General features: G+C 68.1%; 23 protein-coding genes. 9 read left to right on the top strand and 14 right to left on the bottom strand.

Annotated features, from left to right (window positions below; all coding sequences use genetic code 11):
• Nucleotides 1–2: 2 nt before the first annotated feature.
• Nucleotides 3–992 carry an NAD(P)H-dependent flavin oxidoreductase gene (locus ACZ50N_RS18855; protein ID WP_464473523.1) on the top strand — a complete coding sequence of 330 codons (990 nt, stop codon included), beginning with the start codon at nt 3–5 and terminating at the stop codon, nt 990–992.
• A gap of 54 nt (nt 993–1,046) precedes the next feature.
• Here ACZ50N_RS18855 and ACZ50N_RS18850 read toward each other — a convergent pair whose 3' ends face one another.
• Nucleotides 1,047–1,178, bottom strand: coding sequence for a hypothetical protein (locus tag ACZ50N_RS18850; protein WP_110797964.1), 132 nt, complete (start codon nt 1,176–1,178; stop codon nt 1,047–1,049).
• A 177-nt stretch (nt 1,179–1,355) separates the two neighbouring features.
• On the opposite strand from ACZ50N_RS18850, the gene ACZ50N_RS18845 reads away from it, so the two are divergent.
• Both ACZ50N_RS18845 and ACZ50N_RS18840 read left to right on the top strand, forming a co-directional pair.
• Nucleotides 1,356–3,575 carry an MMPL family transporter gene (locus ACZ50N_RS18845; RefSeq protein ID WP_464473522.1) on the top strand — a complete coding sequence of 740 codons (2,220 nt, stop codon included), beginning with the start codon at nt 1,356–1,358 and terminating at the stop codon, nt 3,573–3,575.
• A 23-nt stretch (nt 3,576–3,598) separates the two neighbouring features.
• Nucleotides 3,599–4,231, top strand: a complete 633-nt coding sequence (locus ACZ50N_RS18840) for a class I SAM-dependent methyltransferase (protein ID WP_464473521.1) — start codon at nt 3,599–3,601, stop codon at nt 4,229–4,231.
• A 20-nt stretch (nt 4,232–4,251) separates the two neighbouring features.
• Here ACZ50N_RS18840 and allB read toward each other — a convergent pair whose 3' ends face one another.
• A complete protein-coding gene (gene allB, locus ACZ50N_RS18835) occupies nt 4,252–5,613 on the bottom strand; it encodes an allantoinase AllB (protein ID WP_464473520.1) in 1,362 nt (453 codons plus the stop codon).
• 223 nt (nt 5,614–5,836) lie between these two features.
• Between allB and ACZ50N_RS18830 the strand changes: the two genes are divergently transcribed.
• Both ACZ50N_RS18830 and ACZ50N_RS18825 read left to right on the top strand, forming a co-directional pair.
• A complete protein-coding gene (locus ACZ50N_RS18830) occupies nt 5,837–7,351 on the top strand; it encodes an NCS1 family nucleobase:cation symporter-1 (protein ID WP_048422981.1) in 1,515 nt (504 codons plus the stop codon).
• A gap of 7 nt (nt 7,352–7,358) precedes the next feature.
• Nucleotides 7,359–8,081, top strand: a complete 723-nt coding sequence (locus ACZ50N_RS18825) for an aspartate/glutamate racemase family protein (RefSeq protein ID WP_464473519.1) — start codon at nt 7,359–7,361, stop codon at nt 8,079–8,081.
• A 15-nt stretch (nt 8,082–8,096) separates the two neighbouring features.
• On the opposite strand, the gene ACZ50N_RS18820 is transcribed toward ACZ50N_RS18825, so the two are convergent.
• On the bottom strand, nt 8,097–8,924 hold the full coding sequence (locus ACZ50N_RS18820) for a bifunctional allantoicase/(S)-ureidoglycine aminohydrolase (RefSeq protein WP_073683373.1): 828 nt from the start codon (nt 8,922–8,924) through the stop codon (nt 8,097–8,099).
• Nucleotides 8,921–10,198 (bottom strand): DUF6986 family protein, encoded by a 1,278-nt coding sequence (locus ACZ50N_RS18815; protein WP_464473518.1) that lies wholly within the window; start codon nt 10,196–10,198, stop codon nt 8,921–8,923. Before ACZ50N_RS18815 ends, ACZ50N_RS18820 begins: the two co-directional genes overlap by 4 nt.
• Before the next feature lie 173 nt (nt 10,199–10,371).
• Between ACZ50N_RS18815 and ACZ50N_RS18810 the strand changes: the two genes are divergently transcribed.
• Nucleotides 10,372–11,133 (top strand): IclR family transcriptional regulator, encoded by a 762-nt coding sequence (locus ACZ50N_RS18810; protein WP_048422984.1) that lies wholly within the window; start codon nt 10,372–10,374, stop codon nt 11,131–11,133.
• On the opposite strand, the gene ACZ50N_RS18805 is transcribed toward ACZ50N_RS18810, so the two are convergent.
• Nucleotides 11,130–11,846 carry an NAD-dependent deacylase gene (locus ACZ50N_RS18805; protein WP_046364348.1) on the bottom strand — a complete coding sequence of 239 codons (717 nt, stop codon included), beginning with the start codon at nt 11,844–11,846 and terminating at the stop codon, nt 11,130–11,132. The genes ACZ50N_RS18810 and ACZ50N_RS18805 overlap by 4 nt on opposite strands.
• A gap of 36 nt (nt 11,847–11,882) precedes the next feature.
• Here ACZ50N_RS18805 and ACZ50N_RS18800 point away from each other — a divergent pair, with 36 nt between their 5' ends.
• Nucleotides 11,883–12,248 carry an Rv1152 family transcriptional regulator gene (locus ACZ50N_RS18800; protein ID WP_111512036.1) on the top strand — a complete coding sequence of 122 codons (366 nt, stop codon included), beginning with the start codon at nt 11,883–11,885 and terminating at the stop codon, nt 12,246–12,248.
• Here ACZ50N_RS18800 and ACZ50N_RS18795 read toward each other — a convergent pair whose 3' ends face one another.
• Both ACZ50N_RS18795 and ACZ50N_RS18790 read right to left on the bottom strand, forming a co-directional pair.
• Nucleotides 12,249–13,094 (bottom strand): class I SAM-dependent methyltransferase, encoded by an 846-nt coding sequence (locus ACZ50N_RS18795; RefSeq protein WP_073683376.1) that lies wholly within the window; start codon nt 13,092–13,094, stop codon nt 12,249–12,251.
• 18 nt (nt 13,095–13,112) lie between these two features.
• Complete coding sequence (locus ACZ50N_RS18790) at nt 13,113–13,631, bottom strand: DUF1697 domain-containing protein (RefSeq protein ID WP_048422988.1); 519 nt, start codon at nt 13,629–13,631, stop codon at nt 13,113–13,115.
• 87 nt (nt 13,632–13,718) lie between these two features.
• Between ACZ50N_RS18790 and ACZ50N_RS18785 the strand changes: the two genes are divergently transcribed.
• Nucleotides 13,719–14,162: a PPOX class F420-dependent oxidoreductase gene (locus ACZ50N_RS18785; RefSeq protein WP_046364352.1), complete on the top strand. Its 444-nt coding sequence runs from the start codon at nt 13,719–13,721 to the stop codon at nt 14,160–14,162.
• A 17-nt stretch (nt 14,163–14,179) separates the two neighbouring features.
• Nucleotides 14,180–14,371 (top strand): DUF5302 domain-containing protein, encoded by a 192-nt coding sequence (locus ACZ50N_RS18780; RefSeq protein ID WP_048422989.1) that lies wholly within the window; start codon nt 14,180–14,182, stop codon nt 14,369–14,371.
• A 1-nt stretch (nt 14,372) separates the two neighbouring features.
• Here the strand turns inward: ACZ50N_RS18780 and ACZ50N_RS18775 are convergent, their stop codons facing one another.
• The 7 genes from ACZ50N_RS18775 to ACZ50N_RS18745 form a co-directional block, all read right to left on the bottom strand.
• Nucleotides 14,373–15,710: an acyltransferase family protein gene (locus ACZ50N_RS18775; RefSeq protein ID WP_464473517.1), complete on the bottom strand. Its 1,338-nt coding sequence runs from the start codon at nt 15,708–15,710 to the stop codon at nt 14,373–14,375.
• Nucleotides 15,676–16,917, bottom strand: coding sequence for an MFS transporter (locus tag ACZ50N_RS18770; protein ID WP_048422991.1), 1,242 nt, complete (start codon nt 16,915–16,917; stop codon nt 15,676–15,678). The genes ACZ50N_RS18775 and ACZ50N_RS18770 overlap by 35 nt, the downstream gene beginning before the upstream one ends.
• Before the next feature lie 28 nt (nt 16,918–16,945).
• Nucleotides 16,946–18,577, bottom strand: a complete 1,632-nt coding sequence (locus ACZ50N_RS18765) for a monocarboxylic acid transporter (RefSeq protein ID WP_464473516.1) — start codon at nt 18,575–18,577, stop codon at nt 16,946–16,948.
• Nucleotides 18,574–18,924 carry a DUF485 domain-containing protein gene (locus tag ACZ50N_RS18760; RefSeq protein ID WP_046364357.1) on the bottom strand — a complete coding sequence of 117 codons (351 nt, stop codon included), beginning with the start codon at nt 18,922–18,924 and terminating at the stop codon, nt 18,574–18,576. Before ACZ50N_RS18760 ends, ACZ50N_RS18765 begins: the two co-directional genes overlap by 4 nt.
• A gap of 142 nt (nt 18,925–19,066) precedes the next feature.
• Nucleotides 19,067–20,809 (bottom strand): sodium/solute symporter, encoded by a 1,743-nt coding sequence (locus tag ACZ50N_RS18755; protein ID WP_046364358.1) that lies wholly within the window; start codon nt 20,807–20,809, stop codon nt 19,067–19,069.
• On the bottom strand, nt 20,806–21,174 hold the full coding sequence (locus tag ACZ50N_RS18750) for a DUF485 domain-containing protein (protein ID WP_046364363.1): 369 nt from the start codon (nt 21,172–21,174) through the stop codon (nt 20,806–20,808). The genes ACZ50N_RS18755 and ACZ50N_RS18750 overlap by 4 nt, the downstream gene beginning before the upstream one ends.
• Entirely contained in the window at nt 21,167–21,952 is a 786-nt protein-coding gene (locus ACZ50N_RS18745) for a LytR/AlgR family response regulator transcription factor (protein ID WP_048422995.1), read from the bottom strand. Before ACZ50N_RS18745 ends, ACZ50N_RS18750 begins: the two co-directional genes overlap by 8 nt.
• Nucleotides 21,953–21,964 lie beyond the last annotated feature (12 nt).

The raw sequence follows: 21,964 nt of genomic DNA, 5'->3' as shown, positions 1-21,964 counted from the left end.
CCATGGCCATCCGGACCAAGTTCACCGAAACCTTCGGTGTCGAGCATCCGATCGCCCAGGGCGGAATGCAGTGGGTGGGCCGCGCGGAACTGGTTGCGGCCGTGGCCAATGCGGGCGGATTGGGTTTCCTCACGGCGCTGACGCAGCCGACGCCGGCGGATCTGGCCAACGAGATCGCCAAGACGCGGGATCTGACCGACAAGCCGTTCGGGGTGAATCTGACGATCCTGCCGACGATCAATCCGCCGCCGTATGACGAGTACCGCCAGGTGATCGTCGACGCCGACATCAAGATCGTCGAGACGGCAGGTTCCAACCCGGCGCCACACCTGCCGATGTTCCACGACAACGGCATCAAGGTGCTGCACAAGTGCACCTCGGTGCGGCATGCGGTCAAGGCGCAGAGCCTGGGTGTGGACGGCATCAGCATCGACGGCTTCGAATGCGCGGGTCACCCCGGCGAGGACGACATCCCCGGCCTGGTGCTGATTCCGGCGGCCGCGGACAAGATCGAGATCCCGATGATCGCCTCCGGCGGGTTCGCCGATGCGCGGGGTCTGGTGGCCGCGCTGGCGCTGGGCGCCGACGGCATCAACATGGGGTCGCGGTTCATGTGCACCGTCGAGTCGTGCATCCATGACAACGTCAAAGAGGCGATCGTTGCCGGCGACGAGCGGGGTACGGAGCTGATCTTCCGCAGCCTGCACAACACGGCGCGGGTGGCATCGAATGTGGTGTCGCGCGAGGTGGTCGAGATCCTGAAGGGCGGCGGCCAGTTCGACGACGTGAAGAATCTGGTGGCCGGCTCGCGGGGCCGAAAGGTGTTCGACGAGGGCGACGTCGACGCCGGAATCTGGACTGTCGGGACGGCCATGGGCCTGATCAACGACGTCCCGACGGTGGGCGACCTGGTGTCGCGCATCGTGGCCGAGGCAGAGGAGCTGATCCGCGGCCGGCTGGCCGGGATGGTCGCACAGACCTCAGCGGTCTAGCAGGGTCGTACTACACGGTAAAGAGCGCGCGTCCGGGAGGGCGCGCGCTCTTTGTCACACGGCAGTAGGAAGAGTCTGCTCGTCGTCGAGCTGCTCCGACGTCAGCCCCTCGACGAGAACATCGCCGTGGTAGAGGGCGTCGAAATCAACCTTGATGACATCAGCATTGGTGTCGTCGATCCACATGTACTGAACAGTAACCACGAGCTCTAAGGAATCTTTGAGCCTCGTTTCGGAAAACTGTGGCAATTCTTACCGGTGGGTAGGTTCAGCCCGTCGCGGTCAGTGATTACAGGCCTGTCATGGTTCGGATCGGCGGTCGCCGGCGCCGCTACCATGACGGCGTCATCGCAGGAGGCGAAGGTGCTCCAACGGATCGCGTCGTCGGCCATCGCCGCTCCGCGCCGCATCCTCGCGGCCGCGGCTCTGGTCATGGTGGCCTGCGGAATCTTCGGCATCCCGGTGGCCGGGAAGCTGTCTGCGGGCGGGTTCGGTGACCCCACCTCGGAATCGGCCCGGGCATCCCAGATCCTCATCGACCACTTCGATCAGGGCGACATGGACCTCCTGGTCAGTGTCACCGCCGAGCGCGGCATCGAGGCGGCGCGTCCGGTCGCCGCGGAGATCGTGGCGGGGCTGGCCGCCTCGCCCCACGTCAGTCAGGTCACCTCGGCATGGACCGCCCCGCCGCAGGCATCCGCGGCACTGGTCAGCCGTGACGGGAAGACCGGGTTGATCGTCGCCGGCATCACCGGCGGCGAGACCGGCGCGCAGCGCCACGCCGAGGAACTCGACGAACGCCTGCTGTACGACCGCGACGGCGTGACCGTGCGCGCGGGCGGCGTCGCGATGACCTACGTGCAGATCAATGCGCAGACCGAACGCGATCTGCTGCTGATGGAGTCGATCGCGATCCCGCTGAGCTTCGTGGTGCTCGTGTGGGTGTTCGGTGGGCTGCTGGCGGCCGGCTTGCCGCTGGCGGTGGGCGGGTTCGCGATCCTCGGTTCGATGGCGGTGCTGCGGACCGTCACGCTCGTCACCGACGTGTCGATCTTCGCGCTGAACCTGTCGATCGCGATGGGCCTGGCGCTGTCGATCGACTACACCCTGCTGATCATCAGCCGATACCGCGATGAACTCGCCGATGGCGCGGACCGCGAGCGTGCGCTGATCCGCACGATGACGACAGCGGGCCGCACCGTACTGTTCTCGGCGTTGACGGTGGCGCTGTCGATGGTCGCGATGGTGATCTTCCCGATGTACTTCTTGAAATCATTCGCCTACGCCGGGATCGCCGTGGTGGCGTTCGCGGCGCTGGCGGCGATAGTCGTGGCGCCCGCGGCGATCGCGCTCGCCGGTGACCGGCTCGATGCTCTCGACGTGCGTCGCCTGCTGCGCCGCCCCCTACGGCGATCCGAACCGGCACCCGTGCCCATCGAGCAGATGTTCTGGTACCGCTCGACGAAGTTCGTGATGCGTCGCCCGATTCCGATCGGCCTGGCTGTGGTGGCACTTCTCCTGCTGTTGGGTCTGCCGTTCTTCGGGGCGAAATGGGGCTTCCCCGACGATCGCGTGCTGCCGCAGTCCGCCTCGGCGCGCCAGGTCGGCGACGAGATGAGGGAGAACTTCGCGGTCGATTCGTCGAACAACGTCGTCGTCGTCCTGCCCGACGTCCGTGACGTCACCCCCGAAGAGCTCGACGGGTATGCCGCGGCGCTGTCCCGGGTCGGCGACGTGACGACGGTGTCGGCGCCGGGCGGCACGTTCGTCGACGGGGCGAAGGTGGGCCCGCCGGCTCCAGAACCCGGGACAGCGACCGGAATGGCCGACGGGCGAGCGTTTCTGACTGTCGGCAGCACGGCGCCGCTCTTCTCCGACGCGTCGGAAACCCAGCTCGACGAGCTGCATGCGGTCGAGACCCCTGACGGCAGGGAGGCGATGCTGACCGGGCTGGCGCAGATCAACCGGGACAGCTCCGCATCGATCACTTCGCGATTGCCCGCGGTGCTCGGTGTCATCGCGGCGATCACGTTCGTCCTGCTCTTCCTGCTCACCGGGTCGGTGGTGCTGCCGCTGAAAGCCCTGGTGCTCAACGTGTTGTCGCTGACCGCGGCGTTCGGCGCGCTGGTGTGGATCTTCCAGGACGGTCACCTCGGAGCGCTGGGCACGACGCCGACAGGCACGCTGGTGGCCAACATGCCGGTACTGCTGTTCTGTATCGCGTTCGGCCTGTCGATGGACTACGAGGTGTTCCTGGTCTCCCGCATCCGGGAGTACTGGCTGGCGTCGGACCGCAGCGCGGCGGCCAACGACGAGAGCGTGGCGCTCGGGCTGGCCCGCACCGGCCGGGTGGTCACGGCGGCCGCGCTGCTGATGGCGATCTCGTTCGCGGCCCTGATCGCCGCGCAGGTGTCGTTCATGCGGATGTTCGGCGTCGGTCTCACACTCGCCGTGCTGGCCGACGCGACGTTGGTGCGGATGCTGCTGGTGCCCGCCTTCATGCACGTGCTCGGCCGGTGGAACTGGTGGGCGCCGGCGCCGTTGGCCCGCCTGCACCAGCGCATAGGATTGCGGGAGACCTGACGGGGGCGTTGAGGAGTTCGCTGATGGCTACCACTGTCGATAATCCCTTCTTCGCGCGCATGTGGACCCTGATGTCGGCCCGAGAGCCCGAAACGGTGCGGCGGCTGCGCCGGGAGAACCTGGCCGGTCTGACGGGCCGGGTGCTCGAGGTGGGTGCGGGCACCGGAACCAACTTCGCGTTCTATCCCGCCACGGTCACCGAGGTCGTCGCCGTCGAGCCCGAGCGCAGGCTCGCCGCCGTCGCGGAGCACGCTGCAGCACTGGCCGCGGTGCCCGTCACGCTGACGGCCGACACCGTCGAAGGATTCGGTACCGGTGAACAGTTCGACGCGGTGGTGTGCTCACTGGTGCTGTGTTCGGTGGAGAGCCCCAGCGATGTTGTCGCGCAACTCTTTTCGGTGCTGAAGCCCGGGGGCGAGATGCGCTATCTGGAACACATCGCCGAACCGGGGGTCAGGGGCGGCTTGCAGAAGGTCGCCGACGCGACGATCTGGCCCCGGCTGGCGGGCAACTGCCACACGCATCGCCACACCGAAGAGACCATCGCGGCCGCAGGCTTCCGGCTGGAAGGGCGCCGGGAGTACACGATGCCCCGGTGGGTGCCGCTGCCGGTCTCCGCGGTCGCGATCGGCCGGGCGGTGAAGCCGGCATCCTGACCGGAGCGGGTAGCCCCCCGCTAGACGCCGCCGCGGCGCAGCATCCGGCCCTGCGGGGTCGTGAAGTCGATCTCCTTGCCGCGCAGCCACGTACTCGTCACCACACCGGCGAGCGCGCGCCCGTCGTAGGGGCTGATCGGGTTCTTGTGATGCAGTCTGTGGACGTCGACCACCTGTGCGGACTCGGGCTCGAAGATCGCGAAGTCGGCGTCATGCCCCAGCGCGATCTTGCCCTTGTTGGTCAACCCGGCGAGCGCGGCGGGCTTCGCCGCCATCCAGTCGATCACCTGGGTGAGCGCGATCCCGCGGCGCTTGGCCTCTGTCCAGATCAGGGACAGGCCGAGCTGCAGCGATGCGACGCCGCCCCACGCCACACCGAAGTCGCCGTTCTCGACGTCCTTGAGGTCGACGGTCGACGGTGAGTGATCGGACACGATGCAGTCGATGGTGCCGTCGAGCAGGCCCTGCCACAGCAGTTCCCGGTTCGACGCCTCACGGATCGGCGGACAGCACTTGAATGCCGTTGCCCCGTTGGGGATCTCCTCGGCGAGCAGCGTCAGGTAGTGCGGGCACGTCTCGACGGTGATCCTGACGCCGTCGCGCTTGGCGGTCGCGAGCATGGGCAGCGCGTCCGAGGACGACAGGTGCAGGATGTGTGCGCGGGCACCGGTCCACCGCGCGCGCTCGATCACTTCGGCGATCGCCACGTTCTCGGCGCCGCGCGGCCGCGAGGCGAGGAACCGGCTGTAGCGGTCACCCTCGGCGGTCGGTGCGCGATCGATGGCGCGGGAGTCCTCGGCGTGCACGATCATCATGGAGTCGAAGCCGGCCAGCACGGCCATGTCCTTCTCCATCTCGTCCGCGTCGAGGTGCGGGAATTCGTCGACACCGGAGTGCAGCAGGAAGCACTTGAACCCGAAGACCCCGTCGTCGTGCAGACTCCGCAGATCGCCGGTGTTGCCGGGGATGGCGCCGCCCCAGAATCCGACGTCGATGTGCAGCTTGCCCGTCGCCGCGTGGCGTTTGGCGTTGAGCGCGTCGACGTTGACCGTCGGCGGTATCGAATTCAGCGGCATGTCGATCAACGTGGTGACACCGCCGGCCGCCGCCGCTCGGGTGGCGGAGTCGAACCCTTCCCACTCGGTGCGTCCGGGCTCGTTGACGTGCACGTGCGTGTCGACCAAGCCGGGGATCATCACCTGCTCGTCGGTGAGTTCGATCGTCTCAGCGGCGGTGAGGTTGCTGCCCAGCGGCTCGATCGCGACGATGCGGCCGTCGCGGACACCGATCTCCCGGGCGACGATCCCGGCGGTCGTCAGCATGCGGGTACCGCGCACCACCAGGTCGAGATCCGGTCGGTTCGTGGGGGCGTCGACGGTCATGGATATCCTCCGTTGCGACGTACGTGAATTCCTCATCGTGGAATTCGATTCCACTCTGTGCGCGACTGTAGGGGTGAGCGGGGCCACAGTCAATCGCGTCAGATGCTTGACAGGTGATGCCTGCGTGCGAGTTACTTGAGCCACAGTGGAATATTTCTTCCACAAGATGGAATTTCAGCGACGGCGCCGGGCGTCGGAGCTCCGACTGTGACAGGCGTGTCCATTGAGCACAGAGCCCTCCCAACTCGTCGATGAACCCGGTCGTGGCTTCACCACCGACGCCGCCGCGGCCGCTCGGGTGAGTCCGTCGCTGTACAACCCCGATCTCGCACCCATCAGACGCGAGGGGCGGCGCTGGAGCGCCTACAACATCTTCACGTTGTGGGCCAACGACGTTCACAGCCTGGGCAACTACTCGTTCGCCATCGGTCTCTTCGCGTTGGGGCTCGGCGGGTGGCAGATCCTGCTCGTGCTCGGGCTCGGGGGTGCCTTCCTCTTCCTGCTGCTGAGCCTGTCCGGGTTCATGGGGGAGAAGACCGGCGTTCCGTTCCCGGTGATGAGCCGCATCTCGTTCGGCATCCGCGGCGCCCAGATACCCGCTGTCATCCGCGGCGCGGTGGCGATCGCGTGGTTCGGCATCCAGACCTACCTCGCCTCCGTGGTGCTGCGCATCCTGATCGTCGCGCTGGCACCGTCGGCCGCGACGCTGGACACCAACAGCGTTCTCGGGCTGTCGACGCTCGGGTGGATCTCATTCGTCGCGTTGTGGGTGGTCCAGGTGATCATCGTCAGCTACGGCATGGAGATGATCCGCAAGTACGAGGCGTTCGCCGGTCCGGTCATTCTGATCACGATGGTCGCGCTCGCGATCTGGATGCTCAGCAGCGCCGACTGGTCCATCGCATGGACGACGCCGGATTCGCTGACCGGTGTCGACATGTGGCTGCAGATCGTCGGCGGGGCCAGCCTGTGGGTCGCGATCTACGGGACGTTCGTGCTGAATTTCTGTGACTTCACCCGCAACGCGACGTCGAAGCGCGCCATCGTCGCGGGCAACTTCTGGGGAATCCCGCTCAACATGCTGGTGTTCGGCGGAATCGTCGTGACGTTGGCGGGCGCCCAGTTCCGTATCGACGGGCGCATCATCGAAGCGCCCGCCGACATCGTCAAGGAAGTGCCCAACACCCTGCTCCTGGTACTCGCGGCTCTTGCGCTGCTGATCCTGACCGTGGCGGTTAACCTGATGGCGAACTTCGTCGCCCCCATCTACGCCCTGAACAACCTGTTTCCCAAGCACTTGAATTTCCGTCGCGCAGCACTCATCTCGGCCGTCATCGGCCTGGTGATCCTGCCGTGGAACCTGTACAACTCGCCCGCCGTCATCAATTACTTCCTCGGTGGGCTCGGCGCCATCCTCGGACCGCTGTTCGGCATCATCATGGCCGACTACTGGCTGGTGCGTCGTTCACAGATCAACGTGCTGGACTTGTTCACCACGGATTCCGGCGGTGAGTACCACTACGCGAAGGGGGTCAACATGCGTGCCGTCGTCGCACTCGTCATCACCGCGGTGGCAGCTCTGTTGATGGCGTTCGTCCCGGCGTTCAAGGTCGTCTCCGAGTTCTCCTGGTTCATCGGCGCGGGACTCGGTGCAGTCGTCTACCTGCTGGTGGCGGATCGCCGCGGACCGTTCACCGACGTCTCGGGCGAGCCCATCGCCGTGGCGAGCACCCACTAGGACCGCGATGAGAATCCTGGTGGCCAACGTCAACACCACGGCGTCGATGACCGACGCGATCGCCGAGTCGGCGCGCGGGGTCGCGTCGCCGGGTACCGAGATCATCGGTGTCACACCGCGTTTCGGCGCGGATTCGTGTGAGGGCAACTTCGAGAGCTATCTCGCGGCCATCGCCGTCATGGACGCGATCACGTCCTACCCCGAACCGTTCGACGCGGTGATCCAGGCCGGATACGGCGAGCACGGCCGTGAGGGCCTGCAGGAACTGCTGGACGTCCCGGTCGTCGACATCACCGAGGCGGCTGCGTCGACCGCGATGTATCTCGGACACAAGTACTCGGTCGTCACCACGCTCGACCGCACCGTCCCGCTGATCGAAGACCGTCTCAAGCTCGCGGGACTCGACGCGCGGTGCGCGTCGGTGCGGGCCTCGGGACTCGGTGTCCTCGAACTGGAGTCGGATCCGGACCGGGCGGTCGAGGCGATCGTGCGTCAGGCGCGAGAGGCGGTCGAGCACGACCACGCCGAGGTCATCTGCCTCGGGTGCGGCGGCATGGCCGAACTCGAGGCGAAGGTACGGGCCGCCACCGGCGTCCCGATCGTCGACGGAGTCCGCTCGGCGGTGACCATCGCCGAGGGTCTGGTCCGGATGGGCCTGTCCACGTCGAAGGTGCGGACCTATGCGACGCCGCGCGCGAAGAAGGTCACCGGCTGGCCGTTCCGGTTGTAGCGCAACCGAATGGGGTCAGAGCATGACCTGGCGGTTGACATCCTTGTACAGCAGGTATCGGAAGTTCGACGGCCCGCCCGCGTAGCACGCCTGCGGGCAGAAGGCCCGCAGCGAGAGGAAGTCGCCGGCCTGGACCTCGACCCAGTCCCCGTTGAGGTGATAGACCGCCTTGCCTTCGAGCATCAGCAGGCCGTGCTCCATCACATGGGTCTCGGCGAACGGGATCGTCGCGCCGGGCTCGAACGTGACGATGTTGACGTGCATGTCGTATGCCAGGTCCTGGGGGTCCAGCATGCGCGTGGTGCGCCATTTGCCGTCGGTTCCCGGCATAGCTGACGGCTCGATGTCCTGCTCGTTGCCGAACAGGACCGACGGGATGTGGCCCTCGATGGCCTCGTAGCGCTTGCGGATCCAGACGAACGTCGCGGTCTCTTCGCCGTTGTTGGCGGCCGACCACTCGGTGCCCGCCGGAAGGTACGCGAAGCCGCCCGCGGTGAGGGCCTGTGACTGACCTGCCGCATCGACGGTGAGCGCGCCGGATGTCACGAACAGGAAGCCGGCCACCTCGGGTTGCGGCTCGGGGCGCTTGGCTCCGCCGCCGGGCGCGACCTCGACGATCGCCTGGTAGTACGTCGTCGCGCCGCCGGCGACAGGGCGATTGATGATCCACGCGCGCGTCTCGGTCCACTCCGGGAACACCGAGGTGACGATGTCGGAGAGCACGCCGCGCGGGATGACCGTGTAGGCCTCGGTGACGATCGCGCGGTCGGTCAGCAGATCGGTCTGCGGGGGCAGGCCGCCGCGAGGGGTGTAGTACGACGCTCGTGTCTTCGCGTGGGTCACGGGGTGCTCCTTGGTGGGCGGCCGAGCGCGATGTCGCGGACGGAGGACAGGGGAAGGTCGACGGCCGTTTCGATCTCGTCGTCGGTGAGGGCGCCGCAGACGCTGCCGCGATGAATGACGTTGGCCAGTGCGCGCGCGGTCGCCGGCTCGTCCATGACGGTCGAGTCGAGCCCGTGGAAGTAATTGCGCAGTCGGGTCGCGGCCGGGGCGAAGGCGCCGCGGTAGAACGCATAGGTCGCCAGGTACCGGGTGACGAGCTGAGCGGGATGCAAGTCCCAGCCCTGGTAGATGCCGCGTTCGAGATGGCGTCGGACCAGGCGCGCGTGCAGTTTCCATGCCATCGCGACGTTGTCGGGGTCGCCGACGGGAAGGATGTTGGTCGAGCCGTCGGACAGGTGGACGCCGGTGCCCGCGACGGCGGTCTGCATGACGTTCTTGGCGTGGTCGGCCGCCGGGTGCTCCATCGACTGGTGAGCGGCGGCGATACCGAGGGAGGCCGAGTAGTCGTAGGTCCCGTAGTGCAGCGAGCTGACCCGGCCCGCACCGGCGTGGACGAACTGCGCGACGGGCGAGCGGCCGTCGGCGCCGAGGATCGCCTGCGGCGTCTCGACCTGGACTTCGAAGCGAATCCGCCCGTCCGGCAATCCATTCGCGGCCTCCAGCGCACCCGCCACCGCCACCATGGCCTCGACCTGCTCGACGGATGTCACCTTCGGCAGCGTGAGCGTGAGGCCCTCCGGCAGACCTCCGTTGTCGACGAGTCCGCTGACGAACATGTCGAGCGTGCGGAGCCCGCGTGCCCGGGTGGCTGCTTCCAGACACTTGAAGCGCGTCCCGACGAACGGCGTCGAGGTGCCGGCGTCGAGCGCGCCGCGCAGCGCGGTGACCGCGCGCGTCACGTCGGCGTCTTCGGTGGCGTCGTCGACTGTGCCGTACCCGTCTTCGAAGTCGATGCGGAGGTCTTCGATCGGCTCGGTGGTGAGCTTGTTCTCGACCAGTGTCGCGAGAGTCTCCGGTTCGCAGTCGGTGTCACCGCTCGCGCCGACCATGTCGGCTATGGCGTCGAGTCCGTGCGCGTCGTTCGCGGCGGCCAGCGCTGCAGATCCCCATGCGGCGGGCATGGTCGCGGAATACTCGTCACCGGGTATGTAGACGGTGTGGACCGGTTGCCGGCGGCCGTCGTCACCGGGATATCGATCCGCGAGTCGGGCATCGGCAGCCGCGAGACGGCGATCGATGTCGGCGAGCACCGCGTCGCCGAGGGATCGTGTCACGTCTGGCCCCCTGTCGGCGTGGAGAGATCTCGCATGAATTCCGCATTGTGGAGTTTAGTTCGTGAGCTGCGAAATGTACACGCCACGCCGCACTGCGGACGAAGACTTCCATATTGTGGAACTCAATTCCGGCCTGTTCAATGGATGCACATCGGCGGGCCAGGAGTGGACACATGGCGGACAGATCAGGCGGCGTGCAGTCGGTCGAGCGCGCATTCGAGCTGATGGAACTCATCGGGCGCGCGGGCGGGGAGTGCTCGTTGACCGAACTGTCCGCAGAGTCTCCGTTGCCGCCGCCGACGATCCACCGGTTGCTGCGCACCCTCGTCACCCTCGGCTACGTGCGCCAACTTCCGAATCGTCGCTATGCGTTGGGCCCCAGGCTGATTCGACTCGGAGTGGTCGCCAATCGGCAGTTGGGTGCGGTGGCCGGTCCGGTGCTGCAGTCGTTGGTCGACGAGCTGGCCGAGACGGCGAGTCTCGCGGTGCTCGACGGCGACATGGTCATCTACACGGGCCAGGTCGCGTCGACGCAGATGATGCGGACCGCCGACGAGGTCGGCAGGCGGGTGGGCCTGCACACGTCCGGTGTCGGTAAAGCCGTCCTGGCCGAGCTCGACGATGCGCGCATCCTCAAACTGGTGACGCAGTCAGGACTGCCGGCGCCGACGGGCAACAGCGCGGCCACGTTGTCCGCGGTGTTCGCCAACGTGGAGCGCGTGCGCGCCGACGGGTACGCCGTCGACGACGAGGAGTTCGAGATCGGCATCCGCTCGGTCGCGATGGCCGTGCCGGGTGCTCCGACTCCGATGGCCGTCGGCATCTCGGGTCCGGTGGCACGGATGGGCAAGGACGTCATCGCTCGTGCTGTGCCCGCGCTCGAGAAGGCGGCCGGGGTGATCTCCGAGGCGTTGATCGGTGCGCGAGAACGCTAGCCGATCAGGGCGGGCAGCCGCTGCAGCAGGCCGGGCAGTGCGGTGCCCGCCTTCTCGCGCAGGGACACCGTGGCGCTGCGTGACAGTGGCGTCGGTTCCGGATTGATCTCGATGACCGGGGTTCCGCTGGCCACCGCCAACTCGGGGAGGCCGGCGGCCGGGTAGACCACCGACGACGTTCCGACCACCACGACGACATCGGCGCCGACGACCGCGTCGACCGACTGCTGCCATGCCCGGTCGGGCAGCGACTCACCGAACCACACCACGTTCGGCCGGATGAGTCCTCCGCAGACCCCGCACCGCGGGGGGTCGACGGATTCGACCGGCTCGGGCATGTCGGGTACCTCGCCCGGGTACGCGGTTCCGCAACGGTCGCAATGGAATTCGAACAGGCTGCCGTGGACGTGGTAGACCTGCGTGCTACCGGCCCGCTCGTGCAGATCGTCGACGTTCTGCGTGACGACGTGCACGTCGGCGTAGTCCTGCCACGCTGCGACGGCGCGGTGCGCATCGTTGGGTTCGACGGCGGCCATCATGTGGTGGCGCCACAGGTACCACGCCCAGACCCGGTCGGGATGCGCCTGCCAGCCCTCCGAACTCGAGATCTCGTAGGGGTCGACCTGGGCCCACAGCCCGGTCTCGACGTCGCGGAACGTCGGCACACCGCTTTCGGCCGAGATCCCGGCGCCGCTGAAGACCGTCACCTGCACTCCACCAAACTAGTCGCTGTGAGTGATACTGAGCACGTGGCCGAGTTGGGGGATTGGGTACACGTCGACACGCAGGCGGCCCGGCCGCTGTTCGACCAGCTCAGAACGCAGATCATCGAGGGCATCCGGGACGGCCGGCTCACCCCGGGCACGCGCCTGCCCACCGTGCGGGAACTGGCGGGGCAGCTGGGGCTGGCGGTGAACACCGTGGCGCGGGCGTACCGCGAACTCGAAGCCGCGGGCATCCTGGAAACCCGCGGCAGATTCGGCACCTTCGTCGCCAGCTCCGACCCCGCCGACTCCGCGTTGGCGACCGCAGCGCACACCTATGTGTCGGCGGCCAAGGCCCTCGGGGTCGGCAAAGGGCAGGCGCTGCGCTATGTGGAGGCGGCGTTCGGCTGATCAGCCGAATTCGAGCAGTGTCGTCAGGGGCCGAAGCGGGTCGAGCAGTGGCAACCGCTGCCACGTCCAGATGATCGCGTTGAGCAGCCGCCCCCGGGCCGGTTCGGCCGGTAGGTCGTGCACGGCTCGGACCCCGGGCACCGTGTTGGCCAGGTCGGCTGCCTCGGCGACGGTCAGGGAGAACGGCATCGGCGGAACCCGGTAGCGCAGCGAGGCGGGCATCCCGCGGCGGACCAGTGCGGCGAGTGCCGACGGCGGCAGATCGAAGATCATCTGACCGCCCGGGAAGCGGGAGGCGCATTCGGAGATGATCGACATCGCCTCATCGGGTTGCAGGTACATCAGCAGGCCCTCGGCGGTGATGAACACCCCGCCCCCGGTGTTGCTGTCGGTGTCGACCTCGTCCATCCAACTGAAGTCGAGCGCCGACTGCGCGCGCTCGGTGATGCGATCCGATGGAGGCAGGATGGCCCGCCGTAGCTCGATCATCGGCGGTAGGTCGACGCTGAGCCACGAGAAGTCGTGGCCGACCCCGCCGGTGGTGTCGAGTCGGTAGAAGCTCGTCTGCAGACCCTCGGCCAGCGCCACCACCGTCGCCTTCGGATGGTCGCGGAGATAGCGGCGGGTGTACTTGTCGAACAGGTTGGCCCGCAAGGCCATATCCTGCCGGCGGGTGAAGCCGAACTTCGCGAAGTCGAAGTTGATGGAATCCATCAGGTGGATGGCCATCGGATCGTCGATGATGCCGTCGGGGCGGCGAGCCTCGGCTGCCCGCACCGCCAGCGTCATCAACGCGGTCTCCGAGACCCCGGTCAGATCGGCGGTGTGTTTGGGTGAACGTGTCATCGGTGTGATGCTCCTTGGTCAGCCGGCCAGCAGCTTGTCGATGGTGCGAAGATTCCGCGTCGTGGTCGAGGGCTTGAAGCGCTTGTCGCCCATGGTCTTGCCGATGGTGCTGTCGAGGGTCGACCCCTTGGGGACCTGCCAGTAGATGACACCGTCGCCGGCGTCGATCTTCTCCGTCGGGCCGGCCGACAGGCTCGCCAACTCGTCGAACGCCTTTCGGTCACTGACGAACGTGACGTAGGACTGGTGACCGTCGCGCTCCCGCTCGAACGGGTAGGCCGCCGAGATCTCGGCCAGCGTGTCCAGGTCGTACACCAGAACCCATGCGTCGTAGCCGAACTCGTCGCGCAGCGCCTTCTCGGCCTTCGTGCGCACCCCGGCGGTGGCGGCCCTGCTGCTCAGCAACACGTTGCCCGTCGCCAGCACCGTTCTCACATCGGTGAAGCCGGCCTGCTCGAGGGTGCGCGCAACGTCGGGCATCTTCAGTTTCACGCCGCCCACGTTCACTCCCCGCAGCAGTGCGACATACCGGGTCATGGGGGAGTCATCTCGGGGGCGCCGCACTCTGCCAGGAGGTCCACCTGTTCGATCATTCCACTCGCCGCGCCGACGTACCCTCAGGTGATGACACGCGATGTGTTCGACGACAAGCTGCTGGCGCTGATCGCCGGGAACTCGCTGGGCGTGTTGGCCACCCTCAAGCGTGACGGCAGACCGCAATTGTCCAACGTGTCCTATCACTTCGATCCGCGCACGCTGACGATCTCGGTCTCGATCACCGAACCACGAGCCAAGACCCGCAATCTGCGCCGCGATCCCCGTGCAGCCATTCATGTCAGCTCCGACGACGGGTGGGCCTACGCGGTGGCTGAAGGCGATGCGATTCTCACGCCGCCGGCGGCGAACCCGAACGACGACACCGTCGAAGGGTTGGTCGCGCTCTACCGTGAGATCGCCGGGGAGCACCCCGACTGGGACGACTATCGCCGAGCGATGGTCGACGACCGGCGGGTGTTGATGCGCCTTCCCATCGGACACCTCTACGGCATGCCGCCGGGCAAGCGCTGAGCCGCTACGCTTGCGCCATGGCATCCCAAGAGTCGCCCGCGCCGTCGGATACTCCGGAGGACGAGAACAAGCGCAAGTTCCGCGAGGCGCTGGAGCGCAAGAAGGCCCAGGCGGCCGGCGGCTCCTCCCACCGCGACGGCGGGACGAAGCAGCCCCGGGCACACGGCCCGGTCGAGAACCGTCGCGAGTTCCGCCGCAAGAGCGGATAGCTCACCTCCCGACGGCGGCCGCCTCACGCGGCAGCTGGGAGACCGCACGTCCCTCGTCGGCCAGCGCCCGCGCGGCTGCCAGGGCACACAGCATCACCGCAACCAACGGCAGGCCCAGATCTTTCAGGCCCCAGCCGACCGACGCCAGCGTCGCCGCCCCCGCGATGCACAGCAGGGTCCCGACCGCCGCACTGCGCAACCCGGGTCGGGCGACACGTCCGCCGTCCCACCAGGGGAGTGGCCCGTTCTCCAGCGGCCGCAACAGGACGAACGCCGCGCTCACTGCCACCGCCATGATCGCCACCTGCAGCACCGACACCACCAGGAAGAGCGGCGCGGCGGGATCGAAGCGCGGATAGCCCAGGTAGTCGAACGCCAGATGCACGGCCAGCAGCGGCGGGATGTGCCAGAGGTACAGCGTCATCGCGCCGCTGTTCCCGATGGCTGTCGCCCACCACACCCGCGGCCGGCGCGCCCACCGTCCGATCGCCGGTGCAGCCGCAATCGCCAACGCGCACATCATGATTGCGTGCCCGGCCAGTAGCAGCGACGGCGGTGTCATGTTCTTCAGCTGCTGGCTCTCCAACCCCACCAGGCTGAGTTCGTAGGGGCCCAACGCCACCAGCGCCACGTTGACACCGAACGCGACCGCCGCCGTCGTCAGCGCAGCACGCCCGGTCACCAGGCCGCGCCGATAGGCGACCCCGAAAGCCCCGGGAATCAACCACATCGCAAAGTTGACATAGCCCAGCGCAGACCAGCCGTCGTGGGTGATGCGCAGCAGGTCGACGGCGGCGACCATGACGTACAGCAGGGCTACCGTGGCGACGAAGCGGCGGGTGGTGGTGATCCGCGCCAGCAGTGGCACCGTGGCGAGCACCAGTACGTAGGCGCCCAGGAACCACAGCAGCTGGATGGAGATGCCGGCCACGGGTTCGTACACGTGCACCGGCAGCACCTGTTTCGCCACCGCCAGCGTCACGCCCCAGAACGCGAGGTAGGAGAACACCGGCCGGTACAGCCGGGTGCAGCGGCGCATCAGCCAGCCACCCCAGCTCATACCGGGCGTCCAGGTCTGCACCGACGCGGCCACACCGGCGAAGAAGAACAGCGGCATGATCTGGAAGACCCATGTCAGCGCCTGGAACACCGGCGACACCGACAGCAGGTTGGTCCAGACGAACACGTCGTCGCGAATCGTACTGGTGGCCATCACGGTGTGGCCCACCACGACGCCCGCCAGAGCGGTGATGCGGATGACGTCGATCGCGCGGTCCCGCTCGGGCGGGGTGGCAGCCTCTACGTCATCGGGGCGGGGAAACGGCGTCCGAGGACTCATGCTCCGAAACTAGCTGCGGTGCGGCATCCTTCGAATGAGTAGAAGCACTCAGGATCGCGATCAGACAGCCCGCCGCGAGCACCGCGACCGCGACCGCGAACACCACCCCCGAGGTGCGCAACCCCCACGCCTGGGCGGCCAGGCCCTCGCCGATCACGGGGACCGCGATCGCGACATAGGCGACGACGAAATAGGTGGAGCTGACCTCGGCGCGGCGGTCGGGCGGGGTGCGTTCGGACACGGCGGCCAACCCGCGGCTGAAGCTGATGCCTTGGCCGATACCGGAGACCACGGCAGCCGCGATCAGCCCCGGCAGCGAGCCCACGTGCAGCGCCACCGCGAGCGTCGCCATCCCCGCGATGAGGATCGCGCAGCCCAGCGCGACCGCACGTTCAGGATTCATCGACCGCGCCACGACCTGCGCGACCGCGGAGGTGAGGAAGATCGTGCCGGCGATCAGTCCCGCGAGGGCGTGATTGCCGATGCCGATCACCTCGGCCAGGAAGGACGGTGCGACGGCGGCGAACAGGCCGGTGACGGCGAAGCCGGCGAACGCCGCCAGCGCGGCCACCACGAACACCGACCGTGCTTCGACAGGCACGGCGAGACGCTGCAATCCGAGCTTGCCCTGCCGTGGCGAGGTCTCCCGCGAGCACAGCACGGCCACCGCGGCGGCCACCGTCAACGCCAGATGCACGACGAAGCTCAGGTCCAGCGGCCGCGGCGCGTACTGCACGAGCACGCCGGCCAGCACCGGACCCAGACCCAGCCCGCCGATGTTGACCACCGAGGCGACCGCGGCAGCGCGCCCCCGCCACGCTTCCGGCGCCGCCTCGATCACCGCCGCCGTCGCCGTCCCGGTGAACAGGCCGGCCGACAACCCCGACAGCACGCGGCCGATCAGCAGTTCGGGTACCGAATCGGCCAACACGAACACCACGGCGCTCGCCGCTGCCATCGTGATGCCCGCCAGGAGCACGGGCCGCCGACCCACGACGTCCGACCAGCGGCCGAACAGCAGCAGCGCGGCCAGCACCCCGCCGGCGTAGGCGGCGAAGATGATCGTCGTCGTCAGCACGTGGAAGTGCAGTTCCTCGGCGAACAACGCGTACATCGGCGTAGGCAGCGTCGTGCCGACCATGATCGCGGCGAACGCGTAGGCCAGCAGAGCCATCGAGTAACGGTGCACGGACATTCTCAGCGGCATACCCGCCGAGGCTATTCCGCCTACCGCGTCAGTGTGCGACTGCCTTCTCTGCGCCGATACCGGTCAGCGACCGCACCTCCATCTCAGCGGCGATTTCCGGGTTGCCGCGGTCCGAGGAGGTCAAGGTGCCGACGATGCCGAGCACGAACGCGAGCGGAATCGACACGATGCCCGGGTTGGCCAGCGGGAACCAGGCGAAATCCGCACCCGGGATCATCGAGGTCTTGGCACCCGACACCGCGGGGGAGAACACGATCAGCACGATCGTCGAGATCAGCCCGCCGTACATGCTCCACAGCGCGCCGCGGGTGTTGAACCGCTTCCAGTACAGCGAGTACACGATCGTCGGGAGGTTGGCCGCTGCGGCCACGGCGAATGCGAGCGCGACCAGGAACGCGACGTTCTGGCCGTTCGCGAGAATGCCCAGGCCGATCGCGAACACGCCGAGCACCACCGCGGTGATCCGGGAGACCCGCACCTGCTCGGCTTCGGTCACCTTGTGCTTCTTCAAGACGCTGGCGTAGATGTCGTGCGCGAACGACGCCGACGCGGTGATTGTCAGACCGGCGACGACGGCGAGGATGGTCGCGAACGCCACCGCCGAGATGACGCCGAGCAGGATCACCCCGCCCAGCTCGAATGCCAGCAGCGGTGCCGCCGAGTTCACCCCGCCGGCGGCCGACAGGATGCGGTCGGGGCCGACCAGGGCGGCCGCGCCGTAGCCGAGCACCAGCGTGAACAGGTAGAAGGCGCCGATCAGCGCGATCGCCCACACCACGCTTCGCCGCGCCTCTTTGGCCGTCGGCACCGTGTAGAAGCGCATCAGCACGTGCGGCAGGCCGGCGGTGCCCAGCACCAGCGCGATCGCCAGCGAGATGAAGTTGATCTGCGAGGTCAGGGAACCGCCGTACTGCGCGCCGGGGGCGAGGACGTCGCGGCTGGCGACTCCGGTGGTGGTCGACCCGCTGATCGCCGACTGCGCGGAGCCCAGGATCTCGGAGAAGTTCAGCCCGAACTTGGCGAGCACCATCACGGTCATGAAGCCGGCGCCGACGATGAGCAGCACCGCCTTGATGATCTGCACCCATGTGGTGCCCTTCATGCCGCCGACGAGCACGTACACGATCATCAGCACGCCGACGACGGCGATGACGACCGACTGGCCCGTGCGGCTGCGGATGTCGAGCAGCAGTGCCACCAGTCCGCCGGCCCCGGCCATCTGGGCCAGCAGATAGAACAGCGACACCGTCAGCGTGTTGGTGGCCGCGGCGAGTCGCACCGGACGCTGCTTCAGCCGGAAGCTGAGCACATCGGCCATCGTGAATTTGCCGGTGTTGCGCAACAATTCGGCCACCAGCAGCAGCGCCACCAACCAGGCGACGAGGAAGCCGATCGAATAGAGGAAGCCGTCATAGCCGTAGACCGCGATCGCGCCGGCGATGCCGAGGAAGCTCGCCGCCGACAGGTAGTCGCCGGCGATCGCGATGCCGTTCTGCGGGCCGGAGAAGCCGCGCCCGCCGGTGAAGAACTCGTCGGCGGTGGCGTTGCGCTTGCTGGCGCGGATCACCACCACCATCGTGACGACGACGAACAGACTGAAGATGCCGATGTTGGCGATCGGGTTGCCGACGGTCTCGGACGCCGCGAGGACGGTGGTCATCGGAGGTCGCCTTCCAGTTCGGTGCGGATCGCCTCGGCGCGCGGGTCGAGCTCGCGGTTGGCGAAGCGGACGTAGAGGCCGGTGATGAGGAAGGTCGACAGGAACTGCCCCAAGCCGATGATCAGCCCGACGTTGATGTCCCCCCAGACCTTGGTGGCCATGAAGTCGTGGGCGAAGGCGCCCAGCAGTACGTACACCGCGTACCAGATCAGGAAGATCGCGGTCATCGGGAAAACGAAGCGACGCAGTCTGTTTCGTAGCTCCTGGAATTCAGGGCTGGCCTGGACCTCGAGATAGCGTTCGCCGCTGATCGCGTCCGGGCGGATGGGTAGGTCGGTGTCGGACACGGTGATGACGCTCCTGACTGCTGTGAACCGGCTGTGCAGCGACCGTAGTTGAGATGTGGGTCACAGAAACAGGCACAATTGCGCGAACACGACGAGGTCGGGCAGCGCTGCGGTGAGCGGTCGGTCGGTGACGACGAGCGGCTTACGTGTCAGGCACGCGGTCGACCACCATCCCGAGGTTCTCCGGCAGATGCATGCGCGCGAACGTCCGCGCGACGTCGGCAGGTGCCGGCGCACGGGTGAGGCGGCTGACCACGATCATCGTCGCGAACGCGAGCGGCACGCTGATCGCCGCCGGATATCCGATCAGGACCGCCGGCCATCCACCGGCGACGTTCTCGTCGACGCCTCCCGCGACGGCGACGGTGACCGCCACCCCGGACATGAGCCCTCCGACGGCCAGCCCCCACCCGGCGCCTGCGGCGGTCAGGCCCCGCCACCAGATGCCGAGCACCAGCAGCGGGCACAGCGTCGAGGCCGCCACGGCGAAGGCCAACCCGACGCTGCGGGACAGCTCGAGACCGCCGGAAGCGGCCAGCGCCAACGGAATCGGAACGAGTCCGCCGATGATCGCGGCCACCCGGAAGTCCCGCACACGTCCTCCCAGCACGTCGGTGGCCAGTGCGCCGGCGAAGCTGACCAGCAGACCTGACGAGGTGGCCAGGAAGGCGGCGATCGCGCCCGCGGCCACCAGCGCCGCCAGCAGCTGCCCTGCCGCGCCTCCGACCGCCGACCCCGGCGCCAGCAGCACCGCCGCGTCCGCGGTCCCGGTGATCAGCAGTTGCGGCACGTAGAGCCGAGAGAACACGCCCAACAGTGTCGGAAACAGATAGAACAGCGCCAGCAGCGCGATGACCGCCAGCGCCGTGCGCCGCGCCGCCCGGCCGTCGGGATTGGTGTAGAAGCGCACCAGCACATGCGGCAATCCCATGGTGCCCAGGAACGTCGCCACCATGATCGAGACCACCTGGTACATCGGGTGGGCGCCACCCAGGCCACCTCCCGAGGCGATCCAGTCCGCCCCGGCGGCGGGAGTGCCTGCGAGCACAGGGGTGGCGGCGCCGGAGGCGAGCCGCAGCGTGCTGCCCGCGCCGAGGGTGTGCCGGCCCGCGGCACCGACGGGTGCGTCGGCCACCGGCTGTCCGTCGAGCGTGCCGCTGACGGTGACGCCCTCGGGTGCGACCACCTGGACCACCACGTCGGTCTCGATCGCCACCGTGGTGTCCTGCGCGACGGTCGGGGGCAACGGGCCGCCGAGCTCGCCGCCACGGTCACCGAGGAACAGCCCGGCCAGCGCGAGCGCGGGAATCGCCACCGCGGTCAGCTTCAGCCAGTACTGGAACGCCTGCACGAACGTGATCGAGCGCATGCCGCCGGCCACCACGTTGGTCAGCACGATCGCGCCGACGGCCAACGGCCCCAACCACACCGGCGTGCCGAGCAGTGTGCTCAGCGTCAGCCCCGCGCCCTGGTACTGCGGAACCAGATAGAAGATGCAGATCACCACCACGACGAGCATCGCGATCTTGCGCAACCGCTGCGAGCCGAGCCGGAACTCGGCGAAGTCGGGGACGGTGTAGGCCCCGGAACGGCGCAGCGGCGCGGCGACGAACAGCAGCAGCCCGAGGTAACCGGCTGTGAAACCGACCGGATACCACAGCGCATCCGCGCCGTACTTGGCGATCAACCCGGCAACGCCGAGAAACGACGCAGCCGAGAGATATTCGCCCGAGATCGCGGCGGCATTCCATCGCGACCCGACCGTGCGAGACGCGACGAGGAAGTCGGACGTGGTGCGGGAGAAGCGAACTCCGTACGCGCCGATCGCGATCGTGGCACCGGCCGCGGCCAGCAGCGCGGCGGCGGTCAACGGAGAACCGGTCACGGTTCGGCGTCCACCACGCCGATGAAGTCCCGCTCGCCCTGTTCGGCGAGCCGCACATAGGCCCAGCCGATGCCGTACAGCAGCGGATACACCAGCCCCGCCAGCACCAGCCAGTTCAGCCGAAGCCCGAACACCGTCACCGCGCCCAGGCCCGGGAACAGCGCGCTCAGCACCGGAATGGCGCCGACGAGGCACACCACCACCGCTGCGAGTCGCAGCGCCAGCCCGAGCTGCGCGCGCACCAGTCCACGCACCAGCGCGTCGCCCACCTGGGTCTGCTCCTGCACCTCGACGCGGGTGCGCACCATGCGGGCGCCGCGGCGATGGGCCAGCACCACCCGTTGCCGCTGGGGGCGGTCACTCATCGCTGCCCCCACCGGGGCGCAGGCTGCGCATCGGGGTGCGCACCACCCGGTCACGCAGTTCGCGCGCCTGACGCCGGCTGACGGGCAGTTCCACCGCCGGTGACGCGCCGTTCTCGCGCAGCCGCACCAGGACCGCACCGTCGGCGGTGCGCAAGCCCGTCACGAACGGCAGCGCGACCAGATAGGAGCGGTGCACCCGTTGGAAACCGTGCTCGCCCCAACGGTTCTCGAGTGTGCTCAGCGGGATGCGGACAAGATGTGCCCCGGAGGCCGAATGCAGGCGGGCGTAGTCGCCCTCGGCCTCCACCCAGCTGATGGTGTCGCGGGGGATCAGGTGGGTGACGCCGGCGAGTTCGGCGGGGACCACGTCCGAGTCGACGTCGTCGCGTTCGGTGGGAGCGTCGGCCGGCCGGGAGGTGACGACGCGGCGGATCGCCTCGTCGAGACGGTCCTCGCGGATCGGCTTGAGCAGATAGTCGACCGCGCCGAGGTCGAACGCGGCGACGGCCTTGTCCTCGTGGGCGGTGACGAACACGATGGCCGGCCGCTGCGCGTAATGCGCGAGGACACCGGCCAGTTCGATGCCCGACAGGCCGGGCATGTTGATGTCCAGGAACACCGCGTCGATGCGACGGTGATTGAGTTCGCGCAGCGCCGAGGTCGCGTCGCCGGCGCGGATCACCTCGCCGATGTCGGCGTGACGGCTCAGCAGGTAGGCGACCTCGTCGAGAGCGGGGACCTCGTCGTCGACCGCGAGGACGGTGAGTGATCTGCTCACTGCTCACACACG

The sequence above is a fragment of the Mycolicibacterium obuense genome, assembly GCF_055397605.1.
This window is presented reverse-complemented; position numbering and strand designations above follow the sequence as displayed.